This is a genomic window from uncultured Rothia sp., from assembly GCF_937976295.1.
In the GTDB taxonomy this organism is placed as follows: Bacteria; Actinomycetota; Actinomycetes; order Actinomycetales; family Micrococcaceae; genus Rothia.
Window position 1 is genome coordinate 1 of sequence record NZ_CALJRY010000100.1, and the last position, 6,878, is coordinate 6,878.

Here is a 6,878-nt window from a genome sequence, read left to right on the forward strand (position 1 = left end):
ATTTGGGTCAGGAGCGTATCGCGAAGACCGCTGAGAATTTTGGTTACGGCCAGGAGTTGAAGATTCCTTTGACGGTTTCTAAGTCGTATTTCCCGTCGAATCTGACGCAGAGCCAGCTGGCTCAGGCGGCGATTGGTCAGTACGACGTGAAGACCACTCCGCTGCAGGTGGCGATGACTTCTGCGGCGATTGCAAATGGCGGCGTGCAGATGAAGCCGAACCTGATTCGTTCGGTGAAGACCAGCAACCTGAGCACTTTGCAGGAGTTCTCTCCTGAGAAGCTGCGTACGTCCACTAGCCCTGAAATTGCTAACCAGGTGAAGCAGTGGATGGTGAATGCGGTTGATAATGGTATTGCACGTAATGCTGGTGTCTCCGGTGTGAAGGTGGCGGGTAAGACCGGTACCGCGGAGACCACGGCGGGTTTGAATAATTCTTGGTTTACCGGTTTCGCGCCGGCTGATGATCCTCAGATTGCGATTGCTGTGGTTTATGAGGATATTGATGTGGCGACCGGTGCCCAGTTGGCAACCAGTACTAGTAAGCAACTCTTTGAGGCGGTGTTGAACAAGTGAGGCCTGCGGCTGATATCACCTTGGGCGGGCGTTACACCCTAACTGAACGTATCGCGATTGGCGGTATGGGCGAGGTGTGGAAAGCTCGCGACAAGGTGCTTGGGCGCATCGTTGCGGTCAAGATCCTCAAAGAGGAGTACACCGGTGACCCGGGCTTCTTGGAGCGTTTCCGCGCTGAAGCCCGCAATACGGCGCTGTTGAACCACCCCGGCGTAGCGAATGTTTTCGACTACGGCGAGGAGGACAACTCCGCGTACCTGGTGATGGAACTGGTGCCGGGTAACCCGCTCTCTAGCATCATTGAGCATGAGACTACTCTGCCGCCCGATCGTATTCTGAACTTCATTGCTCAGACCGCTCGTGCATTGGCTGCGGCTCATTCGCAGGGTCTGGTGCATCGTGACGTGAAGCCGGGTAACCTCATCATCACTCCGGATGATCGTGTGAAGGTGACCGATTTTGGTATTGCCCGTCTGGCTAATCAGGTGCCGTTGACGGCTACCGGCCAGGTGATGGGTACCGCCCAGTATTTGGCGCCGGAGCAGGCGACCGGTCAGGCGGCTACCGCGTCTTCGGATATGTACTCGTTGGGCATTATTGGTTATGAGTGTCTGGTGGGTCGTCGTCCGTTTACGGGTGAGTCGCAGATTGCGATTGCGTTGGCTCAGGTGAATGATCCGCCGCCGCCGCTTCCGGAGACCATTCCGGCTCCGGCTCGTGCGCTGATTATGTGCCTGTTGGCGAAGGACCCGGCTCAGCGTCCGAAGGATGCGACCGCTCTGGCGTCTGCTGTGGATGCGATTCGTCGCCGCGACCTGAAGGCTGCGGTGAAGGCTGTTCCTTCTCTGGCTCAGTTCTTGGCTGAGGAGAACGCTGACGATGCGACCGTTGCGATGACCGCGATGGATGTTGCGGCTGAGCCGATTAGTGCTTCTGCTGCTCCGCGTTTTGGTTCTGGTGGTCGTTTCTCGCCGGAGCCGACGACGGCGCCGATTCCTCGCACGAGTGAGCAGACGATGCGTCCGGTTTCAGGCCGTGTGAAGTCTACTCCTGCTCCTGCGGCGAAGCGTGGCCCGAACGTGTGGATGTGGGTTGCTCTGCTTCTGGCTATCGTTCTGATTGCTGGCGGTATTTGGACGGTTCTTTCCTCTAATAGTGGAGGTGCAACTGATCCGGTTCCGAGCACTTCGGCTTCTGCTGTTCCGACGAATACGGGTACTGTTTCTACGGTGGAGCCGACTGAGTCTGCTTCTGCCCATGCCACAAAGCAGAAGGTGACCGTCAACGCGATTAACTATGAGGGTCGTGAGCTGCAGGATGTGGTGAATGAGCTGAAGAACCTTGGTTTGTCCCCCAAGACTGAGGGTGTTGAGTCGACTCAGCCGGAGAACACGGTGATTTCGGTTTCTCCGACGGGTACTTTGGAGCAGGGTAATAGCGTGACTGTTCGCTATTCGACCGGTCCGAAGTCGGTGACTTTGCCGTCGAACCTTGAGGGTAAGAACGTTGATGAGGCATCGAAGGCTGTTGCCGCGCTGGGTGTGAATGTTTCTCTGCATTATGAGAATTCGGACACTGCGGCCCCCGGTACGGTGCTTCGTACTACCCCGTCATCTGGCACCAAGGTCACGGTTGGTAGTAATGTAGACATGTATGTGGCCTCTTCCAGTTCGGGTAGGGGTTCGAGTGCGAGCGCTTCTGCTACACCGTCTGCGTCGGCTTCTGCTTCCGCTTCTGCGTCGGCGCGTTAGCCCCTACGTTTTGATTTAGTTTTAGTCTTAGTGATCCAGGAGAACTTATGGACCTGTCGGTTCCCGACACGGTTGATAACCGTTACAAGGTACTCGAGGTAATCGGTACCGGTGCGATGGCAACCGTTTATGCTGCCGAGGATACTCGCCTCGGCCGCAAGGTTGCGCTTAAGATTCTGCGCCCGGAGCAGGCCCAGGACAATACGTTCCGTGCACGCTTTAAGCGTGAGGCGGAGGCTGTGGCGTCTCTGAACAATCCTGCGATTGTTGCTGTCTATGACACCGGTTCGTATAACCCCTCGCAGGATGGTGAGGAGTCTGCTTCTTCGGAAGAGGGCACCGCTATTCCTTATATCGTGATGGAGTACGTGGAGGGTCATACTCTACGTTCCATCCTGTCTCGTGGCGGCCACCTGCCGGTCCGTGATGCTTTGGGTTATTCCGAGCAGCTGCTGGGTGCTTTGCAGTACAGCCACTCGATGGGCATTATTCACCGCGACATTAAGCCGGCGAATATTATGGTGCTGGACCGCACCAGCGAGGACATCGCTAAGGGTCAACCCGGCCAGATTAAGGTCATGGATTTCGGTATTTCCCGTGCCATTGAGGAAGCTGGCGAGGCGCTGACCAAGGCTAACGTGGTGATGGGTAGTGCACGCTACATGTCTCCGGAGCAGGTCAGCGGCAAGGATGTTGACGCCCGTAGTGACCTGTACTCTGCTGCGTGCGTGATTTATGAGATGATTGCTGGTCGTTCTCCGTTTGACGCTGAGTCGAACGTTGATTTGGCGGCTAAACACCTCTCTGACACTCCTGAGCCTCCGAGCAAGTTCACCCCGCTTGAGGTTCCGGCGGGTCTGGATGCTGTGATTCTGAAGGGTCTGGCGAAGAACCCGGACGAGCGTTATCAGAGTGCTGCTGAGTTCGCTCAGGCTCTGGTGTCGGTTGTTCGCCCGGGTGAAGAGACCGTGGTTCAGGATGCAGCGATGACTACTGCGTTTGTACCTTCGGCGACTACCGCTTCCTTGGGTGAGGATTACGCTCCGTACACCACCTCGATTACTGAGGCTTCGGTGGAGGACGGCGGCCTCAACGGCTTCTTCGAGTACGAAGACGATGAGGAACTGTACGAGGATGAGGAGTACGTGGAGTACGATGAGTCTTCGCCGCGTAAGCGTGCGTGGGTTCGTTTCCTCGTGGGTACTCTGATTGCGGCTCTGCTGGTTTTCAGTGTCGGCTCGGTTCTGTACTACCAGAACAAGCTCAATGAGGTTCCGCAGGTTCCGGTTCCGGCTGTGGTGAATGTTTCCCGTGATGATGCCGAGAACCAGTTGCGTAACCTGGGCTTTGTGCTGGAGTACCGCACGGCTTACTCTGACAACATCAAGAAGGGCGACGTTATCAGCGTTGAGCCGGGTGTCGGTTCAAAGGTTAATAAGGGTTCGACTGTGACCGTGACTGTTTCTAGCGGTCCGGAGAAGGTCAAGTTGCCGGATAACCTGCAGGGGCAGAGTGAGGCGTATGTCCGTAACGCTCTGAAGGATCTGGGTCTGGTCGATGGCCGCGTCTCCACTGTGGAGAGCGCCTCTGTTCCTGCCGGTATGGTTGTGGAGCTTTCCCCGGAGAAGGGCTCGACCGATGATAAGGGTGTTCAGACCGTTGAGGCTGGTAGCACCGTGAACATCGTCCTGTCCTCCGGTAAGGTGAAGGTCCCCTCGCTGGTGGGTCTGACCAAGGATCAGGCGATTGCTGCTCTGACTGCTCAGGATGTTCTGCTGAACACCAACATTGAGACCGTTCAGACTAACGAGCGTCCTGCGGGCACTGTGATTTCGCAGAGCTCTGCGGCGGGTACTCTGGTGGCTCAGAACAGCACCGTGACGATTCGCGTGGCTGCTACTCCGACTCAGACGACCGCGCCGACTACTGCAGCTACTCAGCCTGCGGCTTCGACTGGCAACCAGAATTCTGCTGCGACCACTAACCAGCAGCGTTCTACCGCTACTCAGCCGACCGCGGCAGCTACTACTCAGCCGACCGCGGCAGCGAATAACCAGCAGCGTTCTACTGCTACGGCTACTCCGGCACCGGCTGCGTCCGCTACTGCGGGTACCCGTACGATTCAGGGTAATAACTCGAATGCCAATGCGAACAACGCTAATAACGCGAACGCTAATGCCCGCTAAGGGGTTCTAGCGGCTAGCAAAAGGGGCGGCGCTCCACACCAAACGGTGTGGGGTACCGCCCCTTTTTGTGTACCTGGGTTCTGTGTACCTGGGTTCTGTGTGCTTGGGTTTTGTGTACCTGGGTTCGGGTTGGGAAGTGTGCGGGTAGAGTTATCGCCTCCAGATTCCCTGTAGCGTGTCTGCTACGGGGCTTCTGGAGGCGATATAAGCCGCTGATGGTGTCTCAGGCTAAAGTTACTAAGCCATGAGGGGCGAGAGGCTCTTAGCGCGCTCTGCGGCTCCCTGCAGGCCGGTTTCTTCGAGCCAGTTGCCGAGCATGAGGTATCCGCTTTCGGTCAGGACCGATTCGGGGTGGAACTGCACGCCGTGCATGGGGGCTTCGCGGTGGCGCAGGCCCATAATGATGCCGTTGTCGGTGGTGGAGGTGGTTTCCAGGACCTCGGGCATGGTTTCGGGTACGACTGCCAGGGAGTGGTAGCGAGTCGCGGTGAAGGGGTTGGGTACCTCCTTGAACACGGAGACGTTCTCGTGCACGAGGCGGGAGGTCTTGCCGTGCATGAGTTCGGGGGCGTGGGTGACGGTGCCGCCGAATGCCTCCGCGATGGCCTGGTGGCCGAGGCAGACACCCAGCAGGGGCTTCTTTGCTTCGGCTGCCCAACGGATGGTGTCAATAATGACGCCTGCTTCTGCGGGGGCACCGGGGCCCGGGGAGACAAGCACACCGTCGTGTTCTTCGGCGAGCTTGATGACGGCGTCGAGGTCGTATTCGTCGTTACGGATGACGGTGGTTTCAGCGCCGAGCTGCTGGATGTAGCCGACGAGGGTGAAGACGAAGCTGTCGTAGTTGTCGATGACAAGGATGCGGGTCATGGCACGTCCTTAGCGCTAATGGTTGATGGTGACGTTCAGGTTGAAGGGGCCGTACTCTGCGAAGTGGGGGAAGACGAATTCCATGAGCAGGTAGACTACGGCGAGTATCAGCACAATGGCGATGATGATGCGAACCCACAGGGGGCCGGGGAGATGGCGGAAAATCCATGCGTACATCTGCTTTTCCTCTCAGATTTAGGATCCTGCTACGGATGCGGCAATTTCTGCGGGCGCTCCGGCTGCGGCGGGCCGCCAGGATTCGAAGCGGGCGTGGACAATGTATCGTTCGGTGTCGCCGTAGCGCGGGTGGCAGGTGGTGAGCGTCAGGAGGCGCTCGGTGGGTGCTACGCCGGGCTGTCCGGGGACGGGTTCGATGACTTCTACCTGGTCGGGCTGCACAATTTCATGGCTGTAGACGGTGTAGGTGTAGTAGCCGTCTTTGGTGCGCACGTAGATGTGGTCGCCTTCGGTGAGCAGGTCGATGTCGTTGAGGACTTTACCGCGGGTTTGGCGGTGGCCTGCGAGGGCGAAGTTGCCGACCTGACCGGGCATGGCGCTTCCTTCGTAGTGGCCGAGGCCGAGAGAGTCGAGCACATCGGAGCTGGTGCCCTGGGTGGCGGGGCGCTGGTAGTCTGCACCGAATTTGGGGATGTAGACGACGCCGAAGACTTCACCGTGGCCGGGTTCGCTCAGACCGGCGGGCGGGGTGTTGGGGTCCCAGTCGGGGAGGGGTTCGGCGGGGTTGGAGTCGAATTCCTGGACGAGGGTGCTGACGGCTTGGGATTGGGTGCGGTCGGCGTCAATGTTGGTCCACCAGAGCTGCCATGCGACAAAGAGCAGTAGCAGGAGACCGACGGTGATAAGGAGTTCGCCTGTAATCTGGATAATCCAGTGCAGCACGGTGCGGGGGCGGCGCTCTGCGGTGGGTGCCGTTCCTTGACTCATGCGTTCTCCTTTGTCCTTGGGTTGGGTATGTTCTTGGGCGCCGGGTGGCGTTCCGTATCTTTCAACGCACGGAGAAGGTGAAATCATCCCGTAAGTCTGCAAAGATAGGTGTGAACATATATTTTTAGGTTACCCATACAACAATAAGCGGAGGAAGTATGTCGACCAACTCGGCTAAGGCGTCGTCCAAGAAGAAGTCTCAGAAGTCTGCTAAGTCTGAGGTGGAGGATGCGAGCGAGCTGCGTCTGCGTGAGATTGCTCGTGAGATGGAGAGCGGCACGCAGCTGAAGGAGCAGACTCCGTTGTGGTACCGCGTGATTATGTTCTCGCTGTTGGCGGTGGGCATTCTGTGGATTATTGTTTTCTACATTACGCAGGGCCTGTTCCCGATTCCTGATTTTGGTATGTGGAATGTGAGTGTTGGTGTGGGCGCCATGATGGTGAGCATGCTGATGATGACTCGCTGGCGCTAGAGTTTTAGGCGCTAAGACTTAGGCGTTAGAGCTTGTAGAGAGGCGGCCGTCCCGTGTAGGGCGGTCGCAGATCGGAAG

The 6,878-nt window shown here is 57.7% G+C and carries 7 protein-coding genes; 4 read left to right on the forward strand and 3 right to left on the reverse strand.

Translation table 11 applies throughout. The features are described 5' to 3' along the window. The 3 genes from Q0216_RS02590 to pknB form a co-directional block, all read left to right on the forward strand. The coding region (locus tag Q0216_RS02590; protein WP_298592693.1) for a penicillin-binding transpeptidase domain-containing protein at positions 1–575 on the forward strand (575 nt) is incomplete at its 5' end. After that, positions 572–2,326: a protein kinase domain-containing protein gene (locus Q0216_RS02595; protein ID WP_298592695.1), complete on the forward strand. Its 1,755-nt coding sequence runs from the start codon at positions 572–574 to the stop codon at positions 2,324–2,326. The genes Q0216_RS02590 and Q0216_RS02595, both read left to right, overlap by 4 nt. Positions 2,327–2,373: 47 nt before the next feature. Beyond that, positions 2,374–4,512 carry a Stk1 family PASTA domain-containing Ser/Thr kinase gene (gene pknB, locus Q0216_RS02600; protein WP_298592697.1) on the forward strand — a complete coding sequence of 713 codons (2,139 nt, stop codon included), beginning with the start codon at positions 2,374–2,376 and terminating at the stop codon, positions 4,510–4,512. Positions 4,513–4,749: 237 nt separating this feature from the next. On the opposite strand, the gene Q0216_RS02605 is transcribed toward pknB, so the two are convergent. The 3 genes from Q0216_RS02605 to Q0216_RS02615 are packed head-to-tail and all read right to left on the reverse strand — an operon-like array spanning position 4,750 to position 6,327. Then, positions 4,750–5,382, reverse strand: coding sequence for an aminodeoxychorismate/anthranilate synthase component II (locus tag Q0216_RS02605; protein WP_298592699.1), 633 nt, complete (start codon positions 5,380–5,382; stop codon positions 4,750–4,752). Positions 5,383–5,397: 15 nt separating this feature from the next. Beyond that, entirely contained in the window at positions 5,398–5,559 is a 162-nt protein-coding gene (locus Q0216_RS02610) for a hypothetical protein (RefSeq protein ID WP_005507386.1), read from the reverse strand. A gap of 18 nt (positions 5,560–5,577) precedes the next feature. Further along, entirely contained in the window at positions 5,578–6,327 is a 750-nt protein-coding gene (locus Q0216_RS02615) for a class E sortase (protein ID WP_298592701.1), read from the reverse strand. A 158-nt stretch (positions 6,328–6,485) separates the two neighbouring features. Here Q0216_RS02615 and Q0216_RS02620 point away from each other — a divergent pair, with 158 nt between their 5' ends. Further along, positions 6,486–6,800, forward strand: coding sequence for a cell division protein CrgA (locus Q0216_RS02620; protein ID WP_298592703.1), 315 nt, complete (start codon positions 6,486–6,488; stop codon positions 6,798–6,800). The last annotated feature ends 78 nt before the right edge of the window (positions 6,801–6,878 follow it).

Bases quoted from the DNA above. Each gene is read 5' to 3' on its own strand.
- pknB (WP_298592697.1), top strand. From the start codon at position 2,374: ATGGACCTGTCGGTTCCCGACACGGTTGATAACCGTTACAAGGTACTC.
- Q0216_RS02615 (WP_298592701.1), bottom strand. From the start codon at position 6,327: ATGAGTCAAGGAACGGCACCCACCGCAGAGCGCCGCCCCCGCACCGTG.
- Q0216_RS02620 (WP_298592703.1), top strand. From the start codon at position 6,486: ATGTCGACCAACTCGGCTAAGGCGTCGTCCAAGAAGAAGTCTCAGAAG.
- Q0216_RS02610 (WP_005507386.1), bottom strand. From the start codon at position 5,559: ATGTACGCATGGATTTTCCGCCATCTCCCCGGCCCCCTGTGGGTTCGC.
- Q0216_RS02605 (WP_298592699.1), bottom strand. From the start codon at position 5,382: ATGACCCGCATCCTTGTCATCGACAACTACGACAGCTTCGTCTTCACC.